This window comes from Pseudarthrobacter sp. CCNWLW217 (assembly GCF_037203985.1).
Taxonomy (GTDB): domain Bacteria; phylum Actinomycetota; class Actinomycetes; order Actinomycetales; family Micrococcaceae; genus Arthrobacter.
This window is the reverse complement of sequence record NZ_JBBCBT010000001.1, coordinates 470,778-493,837: the sequence shown is the minus strand read 5'-3', so window position 1 is coordinate 493,837 and position 23,060 is coordinate 470,778. Positions and strand designations below refer to the sequence as shown.

20 protein-coding genes are annotated in these 23,060 nt (G+C 64.4%); 14 read left to right on the top strand and 6 right to left on the bottom strand.

The genetic code is table 11. From position 1 onward, the window contains the following. Nucleotides 1-12 precede the first annotated feature (12 nt). Both V9L18_RS02305 and V9L18_RS02300 read right to left on the bottom strand, forming a co-directional pair. A complete protein-coding gene (locus V9L18_RS02305; RefSeq protein WP_337345551.1) occupies nucleotides 13-1,593 on the bottom strand; it encodes a glycoside hydrolase family 43 protein in 1,581 nt (526 codons plus the stop codon). After that, nucleotides 1,590-2,507 carry a DUF6807 family protein gene (locus tag V9L18_RS02300; RefSeq protein WP_337345550.1) on the bottom strand — a complete coding sequence of 306 codons (918 nt, stop codon included), beginning with the start codon at nucleotides 2,505-2,507 and terminating at the stop codon, nucleotides 1,590-1,592. The genes V9L18_RS02305 and V9L18_RS02300 overlap by 4 nt, the downstream gene beginning before the upstream one ends. A 307-nt stretch (nucleotides 2,508-2,814) precedes the next feature. Between V9L18_RS02300 and V9L18_RS02295 the strand changes: the two genes are divergently transcribed. The 6 genes from V9L18_RS02295 to V9L18_RS02270 all read left to right on the top strand — a co-directional run bounded on the left by V9L18_RS02295 (nucleotide 2,815) and on the right by V9L18_RS02270 (nucleotide 9,917). Next, a complete protein-coding gene (locus V9L18_RS02295; RefSeq protein WP_337345549.1) occupies nucleotides 2,815-4,122 on the top strand; it encodes an ABC transporter substrate-binding protein in 1,308 nt (435 codons plus the stop codon). 47 nt (nucleotides 4,123-4,169) lie between these two features. Further along, nucleotides 4,170-5,123 (top strand): carbohydrate ABC transporter permease, encoded by a 954-nt coding sequence (locus tag V9L18_RS02290; RefSeq protein WP_337345548.1) that lies wholly within the window; start codon nucleotides 4,170-4,172, stop codon nucleotides 5,121-5,123. Nucleotides 5,124-5,133: 10 nt separating this feature from the next. Continuing rightward, nucleotides 5,134-6,030, top strand: coding sequence for a carbohydrate ABC transporter permease (locus tag V9L18_RS02285; protein ID WP_337345547.1), 897 nt, complete (start codon nucleotides 5,134-5,136; stop codon nucleotides 6,028-6,030). Nucleotides 6,031-6,125: 95 nt separating this feature from the next. Continuing rightward, nucleotides 6,126-8,147 carry a pectinesterase family protein gene (locus tag V9L18_RS02280; RefSeq protein ID WP_337345546.1) on the top strand — a complete coding sequence of 674 codons (2,022 nt, stop codon included), beginning with the start codon at nucleotides 6,126-6,128 and terminating at the stop codon, nucleotides 8,145-8,147. Continuing rightward, a complete protein-coding gene (locus V9L18_RS02275) occupies nucleotides 8,119-9,621 on the top strand; it encodes a pectate lyase family protein (RefSeq protein ID WP_337345545.1) in 1,503 nt (500 codons plus the stop codon). The genes V9L18_RS02280 and V9L18_RS02275 overlap by 29 nt, the downstream gene beginning before the upstream one ends. A gap of 83 nt (nucleotides 9,622-9,704) precedes the next feature. Continuing rightward, nucleotides 9,705-9,917 (top strand): dodecin, encoded by a 213-nt coding sequence (locus V9L18_RS02270; protein ID WP_066287620.1) that lies wholly within the window; start codon nucleotides 9,705-9,707, stop codon nucleotides 9,915-9,917. A gap of 85 nt (nucleotides 9,918-10,002) precedes the next feature. Here the strand turns inward: V9L18_RS02270 and V9L18_RS02265 are convergent, their stop codons facing one another. Together V9L18_RS02265 and V9L18_RS02260 are read right to left on the bottom strand one after the other, a co-directional pair. Beyond that, nucleotides 10,003-10,221 (bottom strand): hypothetical protein, encoded by a 219-nt coding sequence (locus V9L18_RS02265; protein ID WP_337345544.1) that lies wholly within the window; start codon nucleotides 10,219-10,221, stop codon nucleotides 10,003-10,005. Between the two features lie 139 nt (nucleotides 10,222-10,360). Further along, nucleotides 10,361-11,290, bottom strand: a complete 930-nt coding sequence (locus V9L18_RS02260; RefSeq protein WP_337345543.1) for a helix-turn-helix domain-containing protein — start codon at nucleotides 11,288-11,290, stop codon at nucleotides 10,361-10,363. Nucleotides 11,291-11,473: 183 nt separating this feature from the next. Here V9L18_RS02260 and V9L18_RS02255 point away from each other — a divergent pair, with 183 nt between their 5' ends. From V9L18_RS02255 to V9L18_RS02230, 6 genes are all read left to right on the top strand, one after another. Beyond that, complete coding sequence (locus tag V9L18_RS02255; protein WP_337345542.1) at nucleotides 11,474-12,295, top strand: aldo/keto reductase; 822 nt, start codon at nucleotides 11,474-11,476, stop codon at nucleotides 12,293-12,295. Nucleotides 12,296-12,321: 26 nt separating this feature from the next. Further along, nucleotides 12,322-13,293, top strand: coding sequence for an aldo/keto reductase (locus V9L18_RS02250; RefSeq protein ID WP_337345541.1), 972 nt, complete (start codon nucleotides 12,322-12,324; stop codon nucleotides 13,291-13,293). Further along, nucleotides 13,287-14,318 carry an NAD-dependent epimerase/dehydratase family protein gene (locus V9L18_RS02245; RefSeq protein ID WP_337345540.1) on the top strand — a complete coding sequence of 344 codons (1,032 nt, stop codon included), beginning with the start codon at nucleotides 13,287-13,289 and terminating at the stop codon, nucleotides 14,316-14,318. Before V9L18_RS02250 ends, V9L18_RS02245 begins: the two co-directional genes overlap by 7 nt. A 173-nt stretch (nucleotides 14,319-14,491) precedes the next feature. Then, nucleotides 14,492-15,325, top strand: coding sequence for an aldo/keto reductase (locus V9L18_RS02240; protein WP_337345539.1), 834 nt, complete (start codon nucleotides 14,492-14,494; stop codon nucleotides 15,323-15,325). 133 nt (nucleotides 15,326-15,458) lie between these two features. Next, nucleotides 15,459-15,725: a GlsB/YeaQ/YmgE family stress response membrane protein gene (locus tag V9L18_RS02235; RefSeq protein ID WP_337345538.1), complete on the top strand. Its 267-nt coding sequence runs from the start codon at nucleotides 15,459-15,461 to the stop codon at nucleotides 15,723-15,725. A 110-nt stretch (nucleotides 15,726-15,835) separates the two neighbouring features. Then, nucleotides 15,836-16,315 carry a hypothetical protein gene (locus tag V9L18_RS02230; RefSeq protein ID WP_337345537.1) on the top strand — a complete coding sequence of 160 codons (480 nt, stop codon included), beginning with the start codon at nucleotides 15,836-15,838 and terminating at the stop codon, nucleotides 16,313-16,315. 152 nt (nucleotides 16,316-16,467) lie between these two features. On the opposite strand, the gene V9L18_RS02225 is transcribed toward V9L18_RS02230, so the two are convergent. Both V9L18_RS02225 and V9L18_RS02220 read right to left on the bottom strand, forming a co-directional pair. After that, nucleotides 16,468-17,115: a DM13 domain-containing protein gene (locus V9L18_RS02225; RefSeq protein ID WP_337345536.1), complete on the bottom strand. Its 648-nt coding sequence runs from the start codon at nucleotides 17,113-17,115 to the stop codon at nucleotides 16,468-16,470. Between the two features lie 561 nt (nucleotides 17,116-17,676). Beyond that, a complete protein-coding gene (locus V9L18_RS02220; RefSeq protein ID WP_337345535.1) occupies nucleotides 17,677-18,525 on the bottom strand; it encodes a putative protein N(5)-glutamine methyltransferase in 849 nt (282 codons plus the stop codon). A gap of 195 nt (nucleotides 18,526-18,720) precedes the next feature. Between V9L18_RS02220 and V9L18_RS02215 the strand changes: the two genes are divergently transcribed. Then, nucleotides 18,721-19,767, top strand: coding sequence for a lactonase family protein (locus V9L18_RS02215; protein ID WP_337345534.1), 1,047 nt, complete (start codon nucleotides 18,721-18,723; stop codon nucleotides 19,765-19,767). 285 nt (nucleotides 19,768-20,052) lie between these two features. After that, complete coding sequence (locus tag V9L18_RS02210; RefSeq protein ID WP_337345622.1) at nucleotides 20,053-23,043, top strand: alpha-amylase family glycosyl hydrolase; 2,991 nt, start codon at nucleotides 20,053-20,055, stop codon at nucleotides 23,041-23,043. Nucleotides 23,044-23,060: the final 17 nt, after the last annotated feature.

Sequence of the window (23,060 nt, the reverse complement as noted above, 5' to 3'; positions counted from 1 at the left end):
CGGTCCTTGCGATCATCGGGAAGCGGCGGCGGCATAATGCGGGGCGACTCTCCGGCGTGCCGGCGCAGCCTCCACCCGCACGGGTCCAACGATAACACTGCCCCTTTCCTGCGAGCCCAGCGGTGACGCGGCGAAAATGCCCAGTTCGGCGCCGATCCACTTGCCCTCCACCACGTCGAAGTTCCAGCCTTGGACTTCCCACGGCTTTCCCGGCCCGGTCCGCCAGGCAAAAGTGGAGCGAGGGGTGGCATCAGTGCGGATCTGGAGCTCGATCCGCGGGCCGTCCAGCGGTATCTGCCGGCTTGGCCGCTCCTCACGCGGCCCTTCCCCGCCGGTGCCGCTACCCAGGACGTAACCGTCCGCGGTCCGTATGATTCCCAGCCAGGCATACTTCTGGCCCAGGACCACGACGCCGGCCCGGGTGCCGGCCGGGACGCCGTCCAGTTCCAGCGTTGTGGTGAAGGTGGACGGGGTGCCCGGCAGGATTTGGCCGAGTACGTTGGGCAGTTCGCGCAGGTTCACGGGGTCGTTGGCCTGCGGGCGGAGGACCAACTGCCCTCCCCCGCCTTGGAACGACCACGACTCGCGCGGGTTCGCTTGCCAGTGCCACTGCGGCCCGAGCCACGGCGAGTCGAAGCCGTCGCTGGCCGGAGGTGCCACGTCTTCCTGCGAGGTTCCCGCTGGATAGGGGTGGCTGGCCACCGGGGTTCCCGGTCCGCCGTCGTCCCCGGGAGTTCCCATCCAGGGCCAGCCGTCCGCGCCCCACCCCATGGGCTGGAGGTGGACCACCCGGCCGTAGGGGCCACGGTCCTGGAAGTGCAGGAACCAGTCCTGGCCCTCGGGGGTGGTGACCCAGGCGCCCTGGTGGGGACCGTTGACGTTCGTCTCGCCCTGCTCGAGCACCTTGCGCTCCTCGTACGGGCCGAACGGGGACCGTGAGCGGAAGACCGATTGCCAGCCCGTGGCTACGCCGCCGGCCGGCGCGAAGATCCAGTACCAGTCGCCGCGCTTGTAGAACTTGGGTCCTTCCAGGGTGGTGTAACCCGGGAGGTCGGCGCCGTTGATCACGTGGGTTCCATGGTCCAGGAGGCGGCTCGCATCCGCGGCCATCCGGTGGACGGTGAGCCGGTTCTTCACCCCGACGCGGCTGTGCGCCCAACCGTGGACCAGGTAGGCCTCACCGTCCTCGTCCCACAGCGGGCAGGGATCAATGATGCCGCGGCCAGCGTAGAGCAGGTGCGGGGCACTCCACGGCCCTTCTGCCTTTTCCGCGCTGAGGACAAAAATGCCGTGGTCCGGGTCCGGATAGAAGATCCAGAAGCGCCCATCGTGGTACCGGAGGGCCGGGGCCCATACGCCGCTGCCGTGGCGCACCAGGGAGTAGTGGCTCCCCTGGGGCAGTTCGGGGAGGGCATGGCCGGCATGCTCCCAGTCCACAAGGTTCCGGGACTTCAGCACGGGGAGCCCCGGCACCCTGTTGAAGCTCGACGCAATCAGGTAGTAGACGCCATCCACCTGAATGGCGTCGGGGTCAGGCCAGTCGCCGTTGAGGACGGGGTTGCTGTAGAGCGGGGTGGGACGCGGGGTAGTCATGATGTCCTGTCGGTTGCGCCGGGGCGGCTGAGTCGGGGGTGCTGGTGGAGGAGTTCCAGGGCGCGGGCGGGAGTTGTCACCGCTCCGTCGTGGATGACGGCGTGCAGGCCAAGCCTGAGGGGAGTTTCCGCGTCCACGTGTGCGGGTTCAGACCAAGCTGCGGCTGGTCCCGCCCCCAAGTAGCCCTCCGTCCGGATGAACCACGGAAGCTGGCGACCGGGGTCTTGCCCGAGCACAACGCTGACGGGTCCGCCCTCGAGCCGTATGGTGACCGACAGCCAGGGTGAGCGTGAGCCGTGCGCGGCGTCGGCGCCGGTGCCGGCGTCGGAAAGCACAACCGGGTCATCGCTGCCGCGGGGAAACCGCCAGAAGATGCCGCCATATCCGGCGCCTGCCCTGCCCTTGACGGCCGACGACGACACCGCCAGCCGCTCGACGCGTGCCGCCGGACGGATCACCGAGGATAGTGACAAGCTCCAGCTCCCGGGCTCCGGATGGGCAAACTGCTGGATGTGCCGCTCCTCGGCGGCGAGCTCGTCGCCTGACGCGGACTTCCACAACACGGCGCCGGACTCCCCTGCCTCGTCCGTTCCTGTGGATGAGCGCCAGTCGTGCGGGAACTGCGTTCCGTGGTTGGACAGAAGCACCGGCCCGCTGGCGGCCGTGAAGGTGGAGCCGCCCCAGAAATTGGTTCCGTTGACGTCGGAGAAGGCGACGGACAGGCCCAGGTGGTGTGGGTGATCGGCCGGTCCGGCTTCCGTGACGGTGGCACCGCCAAGGGACAGCACCGGGTGGAGGTAGGGCCTGGGCGCACTGCCGGCGGGCAGCTGCAGTCCGGTGCAGTGGGTGACGAGCGGTGGGACCTGGTCCGAAAAACCGGGGGCCGCAGCTGACGGCCTGATGTGGATAGCCAAGCAGACCTCCTGGTTGGGTGGCGTGTCCGGGATGTGTGGATCAGCATAGCTATGGCGGAAATATTCGGCAAATAGTACAGAAAGTTTCTGTACAAACGAAACCAACGACTTTCCAAATTGTGTTGACAGTCACAGCGCTTTCTTGCTAGAAATCGTTTACTCGAAAGTTTTTTAGGAGTTTCAACCGATATTCATCGGCAGACGGATGCCTTGAGCGCAAATCTGCCCCAGAAAGTTTCCCTGCTACCTGCATATTGGCCAGTGGCCGGAACAAGCCCGACATACCCCGCTAGAGAGGCGTCATTCGATGAAGAAGACCACGAGCACCCCTATCCCGCGCAGGATCATCCTGGGTGCAGCACTGACTGCTGCCGGCCTGGCCCTCAGCGGCTGCGGAGGGGCAACCTCCCCGTCCGCCGGTGGCGGCAACGTCGAGCTGAATTTCGTGTACTGGGGTGATTCCAACCGGGCCAAGATGACAGACGCGGCAATCAAGATCTTCGAAGAGAAGAACCCCGGCATCACGGTCAAGAGCGAATACCAGGACAGCGGCCCCTACGCGGACAAGCTGGCCACCCGCTTCGCCGGCGGCAATCCGCCTGACGTTCTGAACATGGCGAACCGGACCCTGTTGGAATACGCGCAACGCGGCACCCTGGCAGACCTGAAGTCGCTGCCCGAGATCAACCTCGAGAAGATTCCCCAGACCATCCAAAGCCGGGGTGAGGTGGACGGCAAACTGTACGGGTTGGCAACCGGCGTCAACCTCATCGGCATGGTGGTCAACAAGACCATCACCGACCAGGCTGGCGTGACCATCCCTGATGACAAGACCTGGAGCTGGGAGGACTACGCCGAGTTCGCTACCGAGGTGACCCAGAAGACCGGCGGGAAGATTTACGGAGCCGGTTACGATGTGGCCACCGAGACCGGCCCCATCCTCTTCGCCCGTCAGCGCGGCGAGGACTTCTACACCAAGGACAACAAGCTCGGCGTCAGCGAAGACACCATCCGCGAGTGGTTCCAGTACAGCGTGGACCTGCGCAAGGCCGGCGGCTACCCGCCTGCCGGATTCTTCGAACAAATCGGCGGGTCCCCGGCGCAGTCCTACCTGGCCAAGGGAACGGTGGCTTCGCAGATCATCCCCATCAACAACTTCCGTGGATACAACGAAGCCTCGGGCGGGAACCTTGTCCTGCTGCGGATGCCCGGCGAAACCACTGAGAAGCGGCGCGGCTACTCCGCCGATCCCAGCATGCTCTGGTCTGTGGCCGCAAAGTCAAAGCACCCGAAGGAAGCTGCCAAACTGCTGAACTTCCTGATCAATGACGTGGACGGCGCCGCCGAGACGCTGACCCAGCGCGGGGTGCCCATTAACCCCGAGGTAACAGAAGCCATCATGCCCAAGCTCGGTGCGGATGACACGAAGTTCGTGCAGATGGTGGCCGACATCCAGAAGGATGAACTGGCACCGGCCTATGTCTACCCCAAGGGCGCGAGCGTAGTGGCCGACACCCTCAAGCAACTCGCCACCGAAGTTGAGTTCGGCCGCGTCACCCCGGCGGATGCAGCCAAGACGTTCCTTGAGAAGAGCAATGCCGCCATCAACAAGTAGCCGTCCAACGCTCAGATACCCAGCTAAGCAGATAGGAACCTGACGCCATGTCAGTGCTGACAAAGCAAGCCCCCGGTGCGGCCGCTTCACTCGCCGCACCGGGGCGCGGCAAGACAAAGCGCGGCCCCTCCCGGCGCACCAACCAGCGCTCGGGCTACCTCTTCCTGCTGCCGTGGTTCATCGGCATGCTGTTCACGATCATCCCGTTCTTCGCCTCGCTGTATCTGGCTTTTACGGACTACAACCTGTTCACGGAGCCAAACTTCGTGGGGTTGGCCAATTTCCAGGCCATGTTCGAGGATCCGCGGCTCCTTCAATCGCTGAAGGTGACGTTCATCTACACCTTCGTTTCCGTGCCGATCTCACTTGCCGTTGCCCTGCTGATCGCCCTGGTGCTGAACCGCGGACTCAGCGCCCTGCCGATCTACCGTTCCGTGTATTACCTGCCGTCCCTGCTGGGCGGCAGCGTGGCCATCGTGATGCTGTGGCGCTACATCTTCGGCAACGACGGCATCGTCAACAGCTTCCTGGGACTGTTCGGGATCCAGGGGCCGGCGTGGGTCACCGACCCTGAGTTCGCCCTGAGCACCCTGATCGTGCTGAACGTGTGGACGTTCGGTTCACCGATGGTGATCTTCCTGGCCGGCCTGCGGCAGGTCCCGTCCATGTATTACGAGGCGGCTTCCATCGACGGAGCCTCCCGTTGGAAGCAATTCCGCAGCATTACCCTGCCGCTGATCAGCCCCATCATCTTCTTCAACCTCATCATGCAGCTCATCGGGTCCTTCCAGACCTTCACCCAGGGCTACGTGATGAGTGGCGGGACGGGAGGTCCGGCGGATTCAACGCTGTTCTACAACCTGTACCTGTACCAAAAGGGCTTCACCGAATTCGAGATGGGGTATGCCTCCGCCATGGCGTGGCTGCTGTTGATGATCATTGCGATTTTCACCGCCATCAACTTCATCGCGTCCAAGTTCTGGGTCTTCTACGACAATTAAGGCAACCGCAATGGCTCTCCTCGAATTACCCACCAAAAACAAGCAAAAGAAGGACGCGGCCCCGGAAGATGCCCTGACGGGCACTCCCGGTACCCGCTTCTCCCGCCACCTGATCCTGTGCTTGGTTGGCCTGGTGATGCTGTACCCGCTGCTGTGGCTGATCTCCAGTTCGTTCAAGCCCAGCAACGACATCTTCCGGCAGCTCGGACTGTGGCCCGAAAACTGGGACTTCAGCAACTATGAACAGGGCTGGACGGCATTGAACCAGCCCTTCCACGTCTACCTGGTCAACTCCCTGATCGTGGTGGTGTTCTCCATCATTGGAAATATCTTCTCCTGCGCCCTGGCTGCCTACGCCTTCGCACGGATGGAGTTCACCGGACGCAAGCTCTTCTTTGCCCTGATGCTGGGAACCCTGATGCTGCCCGGCCACGTCCTCCTGGTGCCGCAGTACATCATCTTCTCCCAGCTCGGCTGGCTGGATACGTACTTGCCGCTGATCGTGCCGAACTTCATGGCCACCAACGCGTTCTTCATCTTCCTGATGGTCCAGTTTATGAAGGCACTGCCCAAAGAGCTCGACGACGCCGCCCAGATCGACGGCTGCGGCCCCTTCCGCACTTTCCTGCGGGTCATCATGCCGCTGTGCGTGCCGGCCATGGCCACCACCGCGATCTTCACCTTCATTTCCACGTGGAACGAGTTCTTCGGGCCGCTGCTCTACATCCAGAACCAGGACCTCTACACGGTGCCGCTGGCGCTGAGGGCCTTCATGGACTCGGAAGGCCAGAGCATGTGGGGCCCCATGTTCGCCATGTCCGTGGTGTCCATCGCCCCCATCATCGGCTTCTTCATCGCCGGCCAGAAGTACCTCATCAACGGCATCGCCACCACCGGGCTGAAGTAACGCCCACAACGCTTCTCCGCGCGCATCACTGACTGAACAACCCTTACCGACGTCCGGGCTGGAGGCTGCCCGGAAACAAAACAAAGGAGTTTTGCATGAGTTTGCGACGTCTCTTAGGCGCGGCCACCGCCGTCGTTATGCTGGGGAGCCTCACGGCACTTCCGGCCGCCCACGCCGGACCGGCCGAGGCGCGGCCGGGGCCCCAGGCCGGAACCACGGCCAGCCCGATTTCTCCGGCCGAAGGAACCCCGGAAGCGATGTGGAAGCAGACCCCTGACGGCTTTGCTTCGCTCCCGGGCTATGGGCTGGCGGGAACCACCGGTGGCCAGTCCGGCCGTATCGTCACCGCCTCCACCGTCCAGGAACTCAAGGACTACGCGGCCGCCAGCGAACCGCTGGTGATCTTCATCCGCGGCACCCTCAGGGCCACGGACTACCTCAAGATTCCCGTCGCCGCCAACAAAAGCTTCATTGGGGTGGGCGCCGGAGCCGAAGTGGTGAACGCCGGCTTCAAGCTCATCAACGTCTCCAACGTGATCTTCCGGAACTTCACGGTCCGGGACGCCTACATTCCGGGCGACTGGGACGGCAAGAGCCCGGAGAACGACCGCGACGGAATCCAATTGGACACCACGCACCACGTCTGGGTTGACCACATGAAGTTCGAGCGCATGGGCGACGGCCTGATCGACACGCGCAAGGACTCCGACCTCATCACGTACTCCTGGAATGTCTTCGCGGACAACAACAAGGCCCTGGGCGTGGGCTGGACCGCCAACGCCGTGACCCGGATGACCATCCACCACAACTGGATCCGCAACACCACCCAACGCAACTTCAGCCTTGACAACACCGCGGCGGCCCACGTCTACAACAACTTCCTCCAGGACATCGGCCAGTACGGCATGATGGGCCGCAACGCAGCCAAGGTGGTCCTCGAAGGCAACAGCTTCACGGCGGTGCAGGATCCGGTAGTCGCCAAGGATCCCGCCACCGAAGTGGTGAACCGCGACAACGTCTTCAACGGCACGCGCGGCCGCAAGGACAACGTGGGTGCAGCCTTTGATCCCACCCAGTTCTACGCCTACCAGAAGGACGACGCCGCGCGCGTCCCGGAGATCGTTGCGGCCGGGGCAGGGCCGCTGGAGGAAAGCACCCCGAACAGCACTACGGAGATCACGGTTGCGCTGGACGGAACCGGTGACTTCGGCAGCCTGCAGGCGGCGATCGGGTCCGTCCCCAGCGGCAGCACCCTGCCCCGCACCATCACAGTGAAACCCGGCACTTACCGGGAATCGGTGAATGTCTGGGCAGACCGTCCGAACCTCACCATCCAGGGCGCCACCGCCAACCCGGCCGACGTCGTCGTCACCTACGATCTCCCGGCCAACGGCGTGAAGTTCTTCGGTGGCACGTGGGGCGCCGGCGGCAGCGCCACGCTCAACGTCCTCGCCGAGGGCACAACGGTCCGGAACCTCACCGTTGAGAACGCCTACGACGAGGCCACCAACGGAGGAAGCCAGGCGCTTGCCGTCCGCAGCGTGGCGGACCGCGTCACCTTTGACGGCACCCGCTTCCTGGGTAACCAGGACACCTACCTCGCGGACACCACCGGCCGCGACGCCACCGCCCGTACGTACCTGAAGAACTGCTACATCGAAGGCGACGTCGACTTCATCTATGGACGGGGCACTGCCGTCCTGGACGGCTGCACCATCCACTCCCTTGACCGCGGCAGCGCCACCAACAACGGCTACATCGTTGCCCCCAGCACCAAGGACTCCAACCCCTACGGCATCCTGATCGTGGACAGTACGCTCACCTCCGACGCTGCTCCCGGAACCGTCAGCCTGGGCCGTCCCTGGTTTGCCAGCAGCGATCCGAACGCCCACCCGATGGCCGTGATCCGCGATTCGGTCCTCGGCAGCCACATCGCCGTCCAGGGCTGGTCCGACATGAGCGGCCATTCCTGGACCGAGGGACGGTTCGCCGAATTCAACAACAGCGGACCAGGCGCCTACGTCAACGAGTTCCATCCCCAGCTCACGCCGGAGGATGCCCTCAAGTTCACCAAAGAAGCCTTCCTTGGTGACTGGACCCCGGCTGGACGTGGCTGAGATGGCTGAAGCACAAGAGCTGAATATCCGACGACGTACCCTCCTCGCGGCGGGACTGACGGCAGGCACCCTGATGGCGTCCGGACTGCTCAGCCCGGCAGCGACGGCGGCGGACACCGGCGGGGTGGGTCCCGCCGTCGGCCCTGACGGTTTCGCCGAAGCCGGCCTGCCGGTCAACCACGCGCTCGGCGGCGGGGCCTGGTCCGATGCACCGCAGGGCTTCGCCGGAATCGCAGCGCACGGCCGTGCCGGCACCACCGGCGGGGCGGGTGGCAGGCTGGTCCGCGCCAACACCCCGGACCAGCTCCGGGCCTTCGCCAAGAGCACTGAACCGCTGGTGGTGATCCTGCACGGCGAGCTGGTGTTCCCGCAATACGAGAAGCTGACGGTCACGGCCAACAAGTCCTTCCTCGGAGCCGGTGAAGGAGCGGCCGTGGTGAACGCCGGCTTCAAGCTCATCAGCGTCTCCAATGTGGTGTTCCGGAACTTCACTGTCCGGGACTCCTATATTCCGGGCGATTTTGTAGGGAAACGCCCGGACAACGACAGGGACGGGATCCAAATGGACACCTGTACCCACGTCTGGGTTGACCACATGTATTTCGCCCGCCTGGGCGACGGCCTGGTGGATATCCGCAAGGACTGCGACAACATCACGCTGTCCTGGAACGTCTTCGCGGACCACAACAAGGCCTTGGGGGAAGGCTGGACGCAGAACGTGGTCACCCGGCTGACCCTGCACCACAACTGGATCCGCAACACCCACCAACGCAACGCCAGCTTGGACAACACCGCGGCGTCCCACGTTTACAACAATTACCTGGAAGACATCTCCAGCTACGGAATGCTGGGACGGAACGCGGCCCTGCTGGTGGTGGAGGGCAACTACTTCCGGGATGTCCGGAATCCGCTTCACCACCAGGGCCCGGGCGGTGAGCTGGTGGCCCGGGACAATATCTTTGACGGGTGCACCGGTAACACTGGCAGCCAGCGCGGCGTTGCGTTCGATCCGGCTGCAGCATACGCCTACGAGCTCACGCCCACCACGGCGGTTCCCGCGTTGGTGCGCGCCTTTGGCGGACCCTTGGGCGGGACGGAACCCGCAGCAACGAAGGTCATCACGGTGGCCCTCGACGGCACTGGAGACTTTGCCAGCATCCGGGCTGCCGTGGGGGCGATCCCACCCAACAACCCGGGTCCCGTCACGGTGCTGCTCCAGCCCGGCACGTACCATGAGCCCGCGGTGATCTGGGGTGACCGGCGCAACGTCACGCTGGCCGGGGCCACGGGAAATGCCGCAGATGTGGTCCTGACTCACAGCGAAGGTGTCACCCTGGTGGTGGCAGCGGATGGTTCCACAGTGCGGGACCTGACCGTAACCTCCGACACCCCGCAGGATGGCAACGTCCTCCAGGCGACCGGAAGGAATGTCACCCTCGCCAACGTGGCTGTCCTCAACGGAACATCCGGCTAGGGTCTGGTCAACGTTCTTGAAGTCCTACTAGGCTTCGAGAACGGCCCGCAACCGGGAGTCGAAGGCGATCACGAGGAGCGAAGTTGTCCAACCACACGTACAGCATTTCTGAAATTGTCGGCACGTCAACCCAAGGCGTGGACGACGCCGTCCGGAACGGTATCGCCAAGGCGTCCCAGACCCTCCGCAACCTCGACTGGTTCGAGGTGAAGGAAATCCGCGGTCACCTCGAAGAGGGCAAGATCGCTGACTGGCAGGTCACCATCAAGCTCGGTTTCCGGCTGGAAGAACACTAAGTTCGGCCCACACTGGCTCGCAGTTAACGTCGCTGGAATTCACTTTGAAGACGTTAACTGCGAGTCAGTTGGGCTTTAACGGGAGCTAATTCGACGAGACCACGCCCATGGAGCGCCGCCGCCATACGGTGGGCACGCCGTCGAACGCGGGGAATACATGGCCTTCAAAGAAGGAAAGGACCGTGTGCGGGTCAGCTTCGGGGCTCCATAGTCCGGAAGCCGGGCAGTGTGAGCCTGTACTGGCTGTCCGGCCGTTGCTGGCGGCAGTGGCTTGGCGTTCCTTGAGCAGTGCGATGCGTTTCATCGTTGAGACCATCCTTGGTGGAGAAAAAGCTTGCTACTCCAGCCTAGGAACGCGGCAATCTGTTCCCAATGGGCTCCTGGCCAGAATCCAGTGCCGGGGCTGGCCAAAAGTACAGCCGCCAGCGGCAGCACACTGACTGTTACTCCCGGTTGTCGTGGACCGCGGGCGGCTCTTCGGCAGCAACCGTCCGCTGAGGCGCTGGCGCTGCGGCGGCGCCCGCGGGTGAATCCGCACCGGCATCCGCGCTCAGGCTCAGCAGCGCCAGGGCGTCCGACGACGGCGTCCCGGGCTTGGCGGAATAGACCCGCAGCATCTGGTCGGGATCGTCCGGGAGGGTCAGGTTTTCAAAGTTCAGTTCCAGGTCTCCGACGCCGGGATGATGGAGCCGGACGGTGCCCGCGGACCGTGTGGCGACACGGTGCCCTGCCCACCATTGGCGGAAATGCTCGCTGTGGACGGCAAGCTCGCCCACCAGCTGGTTGGCCTGGGCATCGTTGGGGTGCCGCCCCACGTCCACGCGGAGCGCACCGGCTGCTTCAGCCGCCACCGATTTCCAGTCACGAAAGAGCTCCCGGGCACCCGGATCGAGGATCAGCCAGCGCGTGAGGTTTCGCTCGTGCGCCGGAAGGGCCGGGAAATCCGTGAAGAGCAGGAAGGCCATCCGGTTACCGGCAAGGACGTCGGTCCGGCGGCCCAGCACCATCGCCGGGACATCGCCCACCGCCTCGAGGAGCTGGCGGAGTGCCGGTCGTACTGCCTGTGCCGGTCCTGGGGAACGCGTGCTGGCGGCGCAGTTTTCCAGGAGGTCCATCATGTGCGCGTGTTCGCCAGCGTCCAGCCGGAGGGCGCGGGCCACGGAATCAAGCACGGTCCGTGACGGGTGGATGTTCCTCCCCTGCTCCAGGCGGATGTAGTAGTCCGTACTGACGCCGGCAAGCCTCGCCACCTCCTCGCGGCGGAGGCCAGGAACGCGGCGCGCGCCGGTGGAACCTTCTGCCCCTGCATCTTCCGGGCTCAACCGGGACCGCATGGCTTTCAGGAATTTTCCGAACTCGGCGCTCTGACCCATGCACCCTATTCTGCACGGCCCCGGCAGGCACTTTCTACAACGAAGGTAGGACTGCCAGTCCTAGGAAAAACAGGGACAGGGTCAAGGGCTGACTATCAGGGGAAAAGTGCATAGGCTCAGGGGAGAGCCTTTCCGAAAGCGTTTTCTCATTTCCAGTTCGTGTTCATCAGCAAAGGAACCACCATGTCAGAGCTGAAACTTAACAACGGCGTCACCATCCCCCAGCTGGGCTTCGGGGTCTTCCAGGTTCCCCCGGAAGACACCCAGCGGATCGTCGAGGACGCGCTGGCGGCAGGCTACCGGCACATCGACACAGCAGCGGGCTACCGGAACGAGGCTGGAGTCGGCGCGGCCATCGCGGCCTCCGGCATCCCCCGCGAGGAACTGTTCATCACCACCAAACTGCGCAACGGCGAACAGGGCCGCGCCCAGGAAGCCTTCCAGCTCAGCCGCAAGGCACTGGGGCTGGACTATGTTGACCTGTACCTCATCCACTGGCCGGTCCCGTCGCAGGGGCTTTACGTCCAGGCATGGAAGGAGATGGAGCGGCTGTACGAGAACAAGCAGATCCGCGCCATCGGGGTTTCCAACTTCCTCTCCGAGCATCTGGACACCCTGCTGGAAGCCGCGGAAACCGTTCCTGCCGTCAACCAGATCGAGGTGCACCCCAGCTACCAGCAGGCCGAACTGGCCGCCAAGTGCCGCTCGCTGGGAATCGCCGTGGAGGCCTACAGCCCGCTGGGGCAAGGCGGTGACCTGAACGGGAACGCCGTCACCGCCGTCGCGCAGGCCCACAACGCCAGTCCCGCACAAGTGATCCTGGCCTGGCACCTCGCCGCCGGCACCATCGTCATCCCCAAGTCCGCTGATCCGACGCGGCTCCGCGAAAACTTCGCGGCCACGTCCCTCAAACTCAGCAACGACGAACTCGCCTCCATCACGGCACTGGAGTCCGGTGCGCGCATCGGTTCCGATCCCGCCGTCGCCGCCTTCACCCAGCTCTAACCCACCACACCCCAAAGGACCCCACAATGCAGTACACCCACCTTGGCCGCTCCGGCCTGAAGGTTTCCCGCCTCTGCCTGGGCACCATGAACTTCGGACCCCAGACCGAGGAAACCGACGCTCACTCCATCATGGACTCGGCGCTGGACTCCGGCATCAACTTCTTCGACACCGCCAATGTCTACGGCGGCACAGGGCACCGCGGCTGGACCGAAGAGATCATCGGCCGCTGGTTCGCGCAGGGCGGCGAGCGCCGTGAACGGACCGTCCTGGCCACCAAGCTCTACGGCACCATGACGGACCGCCCCAACGAGTCCAAGCTCTCGGCGCTGAACATCCGGCGGGCGCTGGATGCGAGCCTGAAGCGCCTGCAGACGGACTACATCGACGTTTACCAGTTCCACCACATCGACCGGGACACGCCGTGGGACGAGATCTGGCAGGCCATTGAGGTTGCCGTCCAGCAGGGCAAGATCCTGTACTCCGGCAGCAGCAACTTCGCCGGCTGGCACATCGCCCAGGCACAGGAAGCTGCCCGCCGCCGAAACTACACAGGCCTGGTGAGCGAGCAGTCCATCTACAACCTCTTCCGCCGCGAGGTGGAGCTCGAGGTCATTCCGGCCGCGCAGCAGTACGGCCTGGGCCTTATCCCATGGTCACCGTTGCAGGGCGGCCTCCTGGGCGGTGTCCTGAAGAAGCAGGAACAGGGGGTCCGCCGCGCCGAGGGCCGGGCACTGGAAACCCTGAAGAAGCACCAGGACCAGATCCAGCAGTACGAGGACTTTGCCGATGACCTGGGCCACGCCCCCGGCGACATTGCCCTTGCCTGGCTGCTGCACCAGTCTGCCGTCACCGCCCCGATCGTTGGGCCGCGCACGCAGGAACAGCTCGACGCCGCCATCCGGGCTTTGGAGGTCACGCTCGACTCCGACGCCCTCAAACGGCTCGATGACATCTTCCCGGGGCACCGCACCGCCCCGGAAGACTACGCGTGGTGACCCCACTCGTACGGGAAGCCGACACTGTGGCGCCGAGGAGTATCCTCTTCATCGGCGGTACAGGAGTCATCAGCGCGGCGGCAGCAGAACGCGCCGTCGCGCTGGGGCACCGGCTGACCATCCTCAACCGCGGCCGCCAGACGGGCCGGCCGGTGCCGGACGGCGCCGAGGTCCTGCACGCGGACGTGCGTGACGCGTCAGCCGTTCGGGACGTGCTGGGCGGACGGGAGTTCGACGCCGTCGCGGACTTTATTGCCTTCACCCCGGACCAGGCGCGGGCCAGCATGGAACTGTTCCGCGGCCGGACCGGACAGTACGTGTTTATCAGCTCCGCGTCGGCTTACCAGAAGCCGCCCACCCGGCTGCCCATCCTGGAGTCCACTCCGCTGAAAAACCCGTTCTGGCAGTATTCGCGCGACAAGATCGCGTGCGAGGACCTCTTGTACGAGGCTTACCGCTCAGAGGACTTCCCGCTGACGGTGGTGCGGCCATCCCACACGTACGACCGCACCAAGATCGCCATGGTAGGCGGCTGGACGGACGTGCACCGGATGCGCGCCGGGCTGCCGGTGATGGTGCACGGAGACGGTACGTCACTGTGGACCCTCACCCACAGCCGCGACTTCGCCAAGGCCTTCGTGGGGCTGCTGGGCCGGCCCCAGGCCGTGGGCGAGAGCTACACCATCACTTCTGACGAATACCTGCCGTGGAACCAGATCTATGGGTTGTTCGCCCGGGCGGCCGGCGTGGCCGAGCCTGAGCTCGTCCACGTGGCCTCGGAAACCATCGCCGCCCACAGCGCCGAGCTGGGGGCGAACCTGCTGGGCGACCGGTCCCATTCCGTGGTTTTCGACAACACGAAGATCAAGTCCTTGGTCCCGGACTACGCCGCCACGATTCCGTTCGCGGATGGAGCTCGGGAGATTGTGGCCTGGTATGACGCGCACCCTGAGCTGCAGGCAGTGGACCAGCAGTTCATGGACCTGAGTGACCGGCTAACCGGCTGGGCCCGCGCCTCGGGGTGAGCGTGAGTGGGTGCGTCGCGCGCAACTTCTCCCCGCCCCGCGGTCATTTCCCCTCGAATCGCGTGGGGGATTAGACCGCGGGGCGGGGAGAAGTCACTGGGCACGTCCTGGCGCCGGAAATATTCTCCGGGCATTCAAGGGCTAGGAAGGCCAAAGCAAGAGAGACTGTTGAAATGACACTTTCACCGCTCATCAAGCTCAATGACGGTTACAGCATCCCGCAGCTGGGGCTCGGCACCTGGCCGCTGGACGACGACCAGGTGGCTGCCGCCGTCGTCAGCGCCGTGGAAGCCGGGTACCGGCACATCGACACCGCCGTGAAATACGGCAACGAGGAAGGCGTGGGCAATGGTATCCGGGCCAGCGGGGTGGATCGAAGCGAAATCTTCGTCACCACCAAGCTGGACGGCCAGTTCCAAGGGCAGGACAGGGCCGTTGAAGGACTGGAGGGCTCCCTGCGGCGGATGAAGCTGGACTACGTGGATCTGCTGCTGATCCACTGGCCACTTCCTGCACGTGATGAGTACATTTCCACCTGGAAGACCTTCGAACGGCTGCAGGCTGAGGGAAAAGCCCGGTCCATCGGAGTCTCGAACTTCAAGCCCGCCCACTTGGAACGGCTGTTCGCCGAGACGGACGTTGTACCTGCGGTGAACCAGATCCAGCTCAGCCCTGCAATCACCCGCGTGGCCGAGCGGGAATTCCACGCCAGGCACGGGATTGTCACGGAATCCTACAGCCCGCTGGGCGGTTCCGGGGCTAGCCTCCTGGACGCCCCGTTACTCTCCCAACTGGGCGAAAAGTACGACAAAACACCCGGGCAGCTGGTGTTGCGATGGCATATTCAGAACGGACTTGTGGTCATTCCAAAATCGGGCGATCCGGGGCGGATGAGGGAGAACCTGGACGTGTTCGATTTCGCCTTGGATCCGCAGGATCTAGCGGAAATGAGCATCTTGGACGAGGGTCCTGGCGCGGGAAATGATTCGGACGTATCGGGACACTAAAGGCCACCTGAGCAGCCCTTTCCCGAGCAGCGGGGTTGGCAAATCGATAGTAAGCATGATTACTATTGGGGCAGAAGGGTTAAGCGTCCCCGGGATCCGGGTACCTCCTTTATGAAGGAAGAGGAACGACAAAATGGGTTTTTTGGCATTTCTGATTCTCGGCCTTATTGCTGGTGCGATCGCTAAGGCGATCCTCCCGGGCAAGCAGGGTGGCGGCATTTTCATCACCTTGCTCCTGGGCGTCGTAGGAGCATTCCTCGGCGGCTGGCTGGGCGGCATGATTTTCGGCACCGGCCTGCAGGAGTTCTTCTCGCTGCAGACTTGGCTGCTGGCCATCGGCGGAGCGGTCATCGTGCTGCTCGTCTACGGCATGATCACCAAGCGCAGCGTCCGTAGCTAACTGCGGGCACCAGCCAGGAAACCGGCCTGGGGAGAACCTCCCCGGGCCGGTTTTCTTTCCCCCGGCCACTGGACCGGATTGAAAACCTTCTCACGGAGCAGGAGTTCATCATGAAAAACAAACTTCTTTTGGGTGTTGGAATCGCCGCAGGCTACGTCCTGGGATCGCGGTCCGGCCGGGCGGCCTATGACAAGCTGAAGGCCCGCGCTGCGGCACTTTGGGACAGCAAGCCCGTCCAGGACAAGGTCGCGGCTGCCACGGAAGCCATCAAGGAAAAGGCTCCGGAAGTGGCAGACCAACTGGGTGAAGCCGCCCGCCGCGCGGGCACGGTCATCGGGTCAGCCATGCATCACGACACAGCGTCCGGTAACGGCAAGGAAAAGGCGTCCGACGCCGGCACCTCCCCAGCTGCCTCAGGCGCCGCCGACCACGTCCCGGCTCACAGCACGCACCCGGAAACCGTGAACTTAGGCACGTCCGATGTTGATTCGGACCCTGCCCTGAACGACTCCACGGGCCAGGACTGGTCTGACGAAGGCGGCGCAACCCCCGCGGGTGCGGCCACCAACGTGGATCCCAAGCGGGACTGATCCCGGGCTTCCGAACGAAAGGTTACGCCCGCGCCTGCTCCTGGCAGCATGCGCAGGCAGGACCTGTGCTAAAACTGATTGACCTTGCTGGCCGTCGCGATCCTTGGGGGACGCGGCGGCCGGCGGCGTTTAGCGGCCTGGCGCCATCGGGTTCAGGTGACCAGCTCCGCAGCCCCGAATGAGACGCTGAACTGGACACACCACAGGTCAACTGCCGGGTACTTCGACAGGTCCACTTCAGCGGGAATCTGGTACACCTGATTGCCTTGGTTTCCTTTAATAAGGCCGAGGTCGTAATAGTCGGCCGAGCCGGCAGTAAACCACCCTGCGGTCCCCTCCACCACGTGCGCTGCGCTAAGCCAGACGTGCACATCCGGACCGTTGGACGTATCCAGGTTTTCCAGCGTCAGCACCCGTGCACCATCCGCCTGCTGGATGATCCGGACAGTTCCCGTGGTCGTGTGCTCGTGGCTGATCAGAGTACCCATGGCAAGCTGCACGGGGCCTGCCGAAGTGGGTGTCGGCGTCGGGGTGGCTGTTGAAGCGGTGCCTGGCGTGGACGTTAGCGGCGTAGGCGGGGTTGGTTCAGCTTGGGCTGGAGCGCTGGCCACGATCGGGAGCTGTTCGTCCACCCTCACATCCACAAAGAGCAGCCAGGGCTTGAACACCACAAGCCCAATCACCAGTCCTACTGCGGCAACGACCGCTGCGATGGTCCACGTGCGGCGTCGGGATGGGCTCCCGGTACCGCTCATTGGCTCCCGGGTCCCGGGCTTACCAGGCTCGATTTTTCCGCTCATGCATTCATCGTCCGCGCATCCGCAGCCCCGTGCAACGGAGTGGCTGCGCGACCGCCGGGGAACATTTAGTGAAGACTCGCCAAAGGGCTGAATGAGTGCTGTGAAGATCTATGCACGGACGGCTTCCGCGACGTGCTGGTGTGGGCCTTGGCTGGTCTGCGCGGTACCGGTCAGCGCGGCTACCAAATAGCCATCCTTGTCGGCCTGGCCGCACTGGTGATGAACGTTGGGATCCTTCTGGCATCCTTGTCCGTCGGGACGGTGGTACCCGAGCCAGGCCCGGCAGTGAAAATTAGTTAGCGACTCACGGATACGGCGGCCGGCCAAGGGGCCTGGCCGGCCACCGACTTTGCCGGGCCGGTCCCGACGCAGACACACACCCGGCACCTCAGGGGGGCTGATATTGCGGGCGTGCCATCCGGGGCTGCACTCCCCACAACGACGCTAAGAGCGAATAGGACCATTAGGTGGCCCGTTTGCCAGATATGAGTGGGGCCGCCACAAAATTGTGAGCCATCCCGCCTTATCCGTGAGGACGGAACGGCTCAGCACGCCCAATACCTAGAGCGGCTGCCTGGCACAAGCGGCGAGGGCGGTGCCGATGACTACCGTGCCGTCGAGTTCCTCCGCATGGACAGTCCGCGCTGCAAACCCCGCAGCAGCCATGATCCCGGCAGTCCCCGCTGCCTGGGGCTCGCTCGTTTCAATCAGGAGGCGGCCCTCCGGCGCCAGCCACTGCGCAGCCTCCAATATCACCCGTCGGTGGAGGTCCAATCCGTCGGCGCCGCCGTCGAGTGAGACGCGCGGCTCGTACTCCCGGGCTTCGGGTGGCATAGTCCGGAGCGCGCCCGTGGGAACATACGGAGCGTTTACGGCCAGGAGCTGCACGCGTCCATGGAGCGTGGAAGGGAGCGCTGCGTACAGGTCGCCCTGGTGGATCAGCCCGCCTACCCTCGCGACGTTCCGGCGGCCGCACCGCACGGCGACCGGATCAATGTCCGCAGCGTGCAGTTCCACACCGGGGACCTGGGAGGCAATCCCGACGCCCACAGCCCCGGACCCGCAGCACAGATCCACCACAACTCCGGGCCAGGAGGCTGCCGGTGGCGTGGGGCTTTCCCGCAGGATGGCCGCCGCCTCCGAAACAAGCAGCTCAGTGCGCCGGCGTGGCACAAAAACGCCCGGCTCAACGGCTATCCGAAGTCCGCAAAACTCGGCCCAGCCCAAGATGTATTCCAACGGCGATCCGGTAACGCGCCGATCCACCCACTCGGATAGTTCAGCGGGCCCGGACGCTTCGGACAGGAGCAGAAGCGCCTCATCTTCAGCGAAAACACAGCCGGCGGCGCGCAGCCGGGGCACAATATTGGCGAAGGTCAGAAGGTCAGAATGTAGTTCAGGAGCTGGCATGGGAACGCCTTTCGGTGAGCCGATGGGCACTCCGCGCGTCATCTAAACCTGGCGGTCCGGACGGCAGGGTGAGGGAGTACCCGAAACTGACGAAGCGGGAATCGGACTCACCTCCTTCTGCCTGGACTGGAAATTCCATGCTAACCGACGTCCCAATCCCGCTGCACGAGCCAAAATCTTGGCAGGATGGAACCCATGACTTCCTCGAAGCAGCAGACCCTGATCTGGACCGGCACCTACACCGCCGACGGCGGCGGCCGGGCAGAGGGCATCGGCGCCCTCGCTGCCCACCAGGACGGGACGCTCGAATGGAAGGGGATGGCGGTCAAGGCCGATTCGCCGTCGTTCATTGCCGTGCACCCCACGTTGCCGGTGGTCTACGCCGTTGCCGAGCAGCGCCAGATGGTGCAGGCCTTCCGCCGTAGCGGAGAGTTCGGCCTGGAACCCTTCGGTGATCCGCAGCCTGCCGGGGAATCCACGTGCCACGTCGCAGTGGACCCACTGGGCCGCTTCCTCATCGCCGCATGCTGGGGCGACGGCCAGGTGCTGCTCTACGAACTGGATCACGACGGCGGGATGACCGGGCGGTTTCCGGCCGCGCCTTCGGTCGATCCCCATGGCAGCCTCACGCCGGGGCAACCCCGTCAGAGCCGCGCCCATGCCAGCCTGATCTTGGCCGATGGACGCGTCATGACCACGGACCTGGGACATGACAGCCTGCGCATCTGGCGGTACGAGCCCGGCGCCGGGCTGATCGCGGACCACGAGGTGGCCCTCCCCTTCGGCAGCGGCCCCCGCCACTTGGTGCAGCACCGCAGTGGAAGCGTCTTTGTGGTGTCTGAGTACTCCATCGAAGTCTTTGTGGTCAAGGCAGATGCCGGGACGTTTGAGCTGATCAACCGCGGTCCGGCAACCGCCGGCGGAAGCAGGGCGGAGGACTCTGCGGCAGAAATCTGCCTCGACCAGGACGGAAATCACGCTTATGTGGGCGTACGCGGCTCCAACGTGATCGGCGTCCTGCGGGTCGGGGCGGACGGCACCGATCTGTCGCCGGTCAAGGACGTGGCCAGCGGCGGAAACTGGCCGCGGCACCACCTGGTCCGGGGACGCTGGCTGCATGTGGCCCACGAGCGGTCAGACAACATCGCCACGTTCGCCCTGGACCCTGCCACAGGGCTTCCCGGCCCCCTGATCCACAACCTGCAGACCCCGTCGCCCACCGCGTTGGTGCCTTCAAACTAGACCAAAAAGGGCATTCGCTAAACACTGGATTTATTCAGTGCAAGCGCTTACAGTTGTGACTTGGTTCACAGCCCGACTCCTGGCTGTCGGACCACCACCCTGTTATTGCGCCCCGCGCGAGCAGGGCCCTGCACAGCAACGCCGCTACCAGGAAGGTCTCCTGACGTGAATTCCCGCACCCCCAGAGGCTCCACCCCACGCCTCAAACCAGCCAGCCGAAACCGCAATACTCCCCACGGCAAAACGCCCCCGCGCACCACACCTTTCCGTGCTGCAGCCGGCCTTCTGGCCGCGGCCGTCGCCGTCGCAAGTGCGGTGCTCCCTGCCAACGCCGCGCCCGGTCCCAAAAATCCGGAGTCGTCGTCGGCCCGTCACTCACTCCGCACACCGGTGACGGACGAAAACTTCTACTTCGTGATGGCCGACCGTTTCAGTAACGGGGATACGGCCAATGACGACGGCGGCCTGGGCACCGACCCCATGGTGTCCGGTTTCGACCCCACCAAGAAGGGCTTCTACAACGGCGGGGACCTGGCCGGCCTGCTGGACAAGATCGACTACATCCAGGGCCTGGGCACCACTTCCATCTGGCTGACCCCCAGCTTCAAGAACAAAGCAGTCCAGCCCGAGGACAAATCAGCCGGCTACCACGGCTACTGGGTCACCGACTTCACCCAGATCGATCCCCACCTGGGCACCAATGAAGAACTGCAGGCGCTGATCGACGAGGCGCACTCCCGGGGCATGAAAGTGTACTTCGACATCATCACCAACCACACGGCGGATGTCATCGGCTACGAGGACGGCGCCCGGCGCCCCTACATCTCCAAAGACACTGAACCGTACAAGACGGCGGCGGGCACTGAATTCGACGACCGCGACTTCGCGGGCTCGGACGACTTCCCGGAACTCAGTGCAGGCACGTCCTTTCCCTATGTTCCCGTGCTGGACCCCGCGGAAGAAAACCTGAAAGTCCCCAACTGGCTGAACGATCCCACGCTGTACCACAACCGCGGAGACACCACCTTCGTGGGCGAAGACTCCTACTACGGCGACTTCTTCGGCCTGGACGACCTCTTCACGGAGCATCCGGCTGTGGTGGACGGCATGGAAGAGATCTACAAGACCTGGATCGGCGACTTCGGGGTGGACGGCTTCCGGATCGACACCATGAAGCACGTCAACAACGAATTCTGGCAGGAATTCGGCCCGGAAGTCCTCAACTACGCCAAGGCACAGGGCAAGGACGAGTTCTTTATGTTCGGCGAAGTCTTTGACACCACCAAGAGCTTTACTTCCCAGTTCACCACCCGCAACGAGATGCAGGCCGTGCTGGACTTTCCCTTCCAGGACGCCGCCAGGAACTTCGCGTCCAAGAGCCAGGACACGCGCGCCCTGGAGACCTTCTTCGCAGGCGATGACTGGTACACGGACGCCGATTCCAACGTCTACCAACTGCCCACCTTCCTGGGCAACCACGACATGGGCCGCATTGGCAGCTTCATCGCCGCGGACAACCCCGGGGCAACCGACACGGAGCAGGTAGCACGCGACCAACTGGCCCACGAGCTGATGTACTTCTCCCGCGGCAACCCGGTCATCTACTACGGCGACGAGCAGGGCTTCACCGGCCCGGGCGGGGACCAGGACGCCCGGCAGACGCTCTTTGCCAGCCAGGTTCCGGAGTACCTCGACGATGACCTGTTGGGCACCAACGCCACCCATGCGACCGACAACTTCAACACCGGCCACCCGCTCTATTCCAAGATCGGCCAGCTCGCGGCCCTGACCAAGGAACACCCGGCCCTGCGCGACGGCGCCCACCAGCACCGGTTGGCCTCGGACGGGCCCGGAATCTACGCCTTCTCCCGGACGGATGCGGAAGACCAGCGCGAATACGTGGTGGCCCTGAACAACAGCGAGCAGCCGCAGACGGCGGACGTCCCCACCTACATCGGCAAGCGCAACTACACGAAGATCTACGGTGACGGCACCGCCGAGGTGAAAACCTCCGCGGACGGGAAGCTGACGGTCACTGTCCCGCCACTCTCCGCCGTGGTCTACCAGTCCTCGGGCCGCCTTCCGCACTCCAAGGCAGCCCCCGCCGTCGAACTCCAGGAACCTGCCGCGGCACCCGCTGACAACGGCCGGATCAAGGTAACGGCCGACGTCGGCGGTACTTCGTTCTATGAGGTCACCTTCGAGGCGAAAACGGCGGGCGGCGACTGGGCCCCGATCGGCACGGATGACACGGCTCCCTACCAGGTGTTCCATGACGTAGCTGCCCTGGATGCCGGGACCCCGCTTGAGTACCGTGCCACTGTGCTGGACAACGGCGGCCACACGGCCACCAGCCAGTCCCGCACGGCCGCGGTTCCTGCTCCGATCCTGGCTATGCAGAAGCCCGTTGAAGGCAGCAGCGTGGAGGGTTCCGTGGAACTCAGCGCCACAGCCGATCCGGAGAAAGCCAGCCACGTGGTGTCCTTCGAGCGCAGCGTGTCCGGCGGCGACTGGACAGCTGTGGGCTCAGATGACTCATCACCTGTCTATTCAGTGACGGACGATGTTTCGAAGCTGGAAGACGGCACCCAGGTGCAGTACCGCGCCAGCATGACCGGGCCTGGTTTCAGTGTGGTCAGCGAACCGCGTTCCGTGGTGGTCGGTGAGGCCCCGCAGCCTGACTCGGTGACTGTTGCCGGGAACCTGAACCTGCAGATGGGCTGCGGCGAGTGGGATCCTGCCTGCCCGCAGGCCATGATGACCTTGGACCCGGCGGACAAAATCTGGCGGCTGACGGTTGACCTGCCAGCTGGCAAGTACGAGTACAAGGCCGCGCTCAATGGTAACTGGGACGTGAACTACGGCGCTGGCGGCGTCCTCAACGGGGCCAACATTGTGCTGGACCACCCCGGTGGGCCGGTAACGTTCCGCTACGACAACAGCACCCACATCCTCACCGCCGTCTACGCCGCACAACAGCCGGGCGCGGTGGCCATCGCGGGCAGCCTGGACACCGAACTCGGGTGCGCCGCCGACTGGGATCCTGCCTGCGACCAGGCCCAGTTGACGCTGGACCCGGCAACGCTGGTGTGGAAGCTGTCCGTGCCGGCCCTGCCGGCCGGTACATATGAGTTCAAGGCGGCGCTGGACCGTGACTGGGGCGTGAATTACGGGGCCGGCGGGGTGCCCAACGGCGGCAATATCTCCTACACGCACGACGGCGGCCCGGTCACCTTCCGGTACGACCACTTCACCCACCTGCTCACCGCGAGCTAGGCGGGTCACGGGCCTGG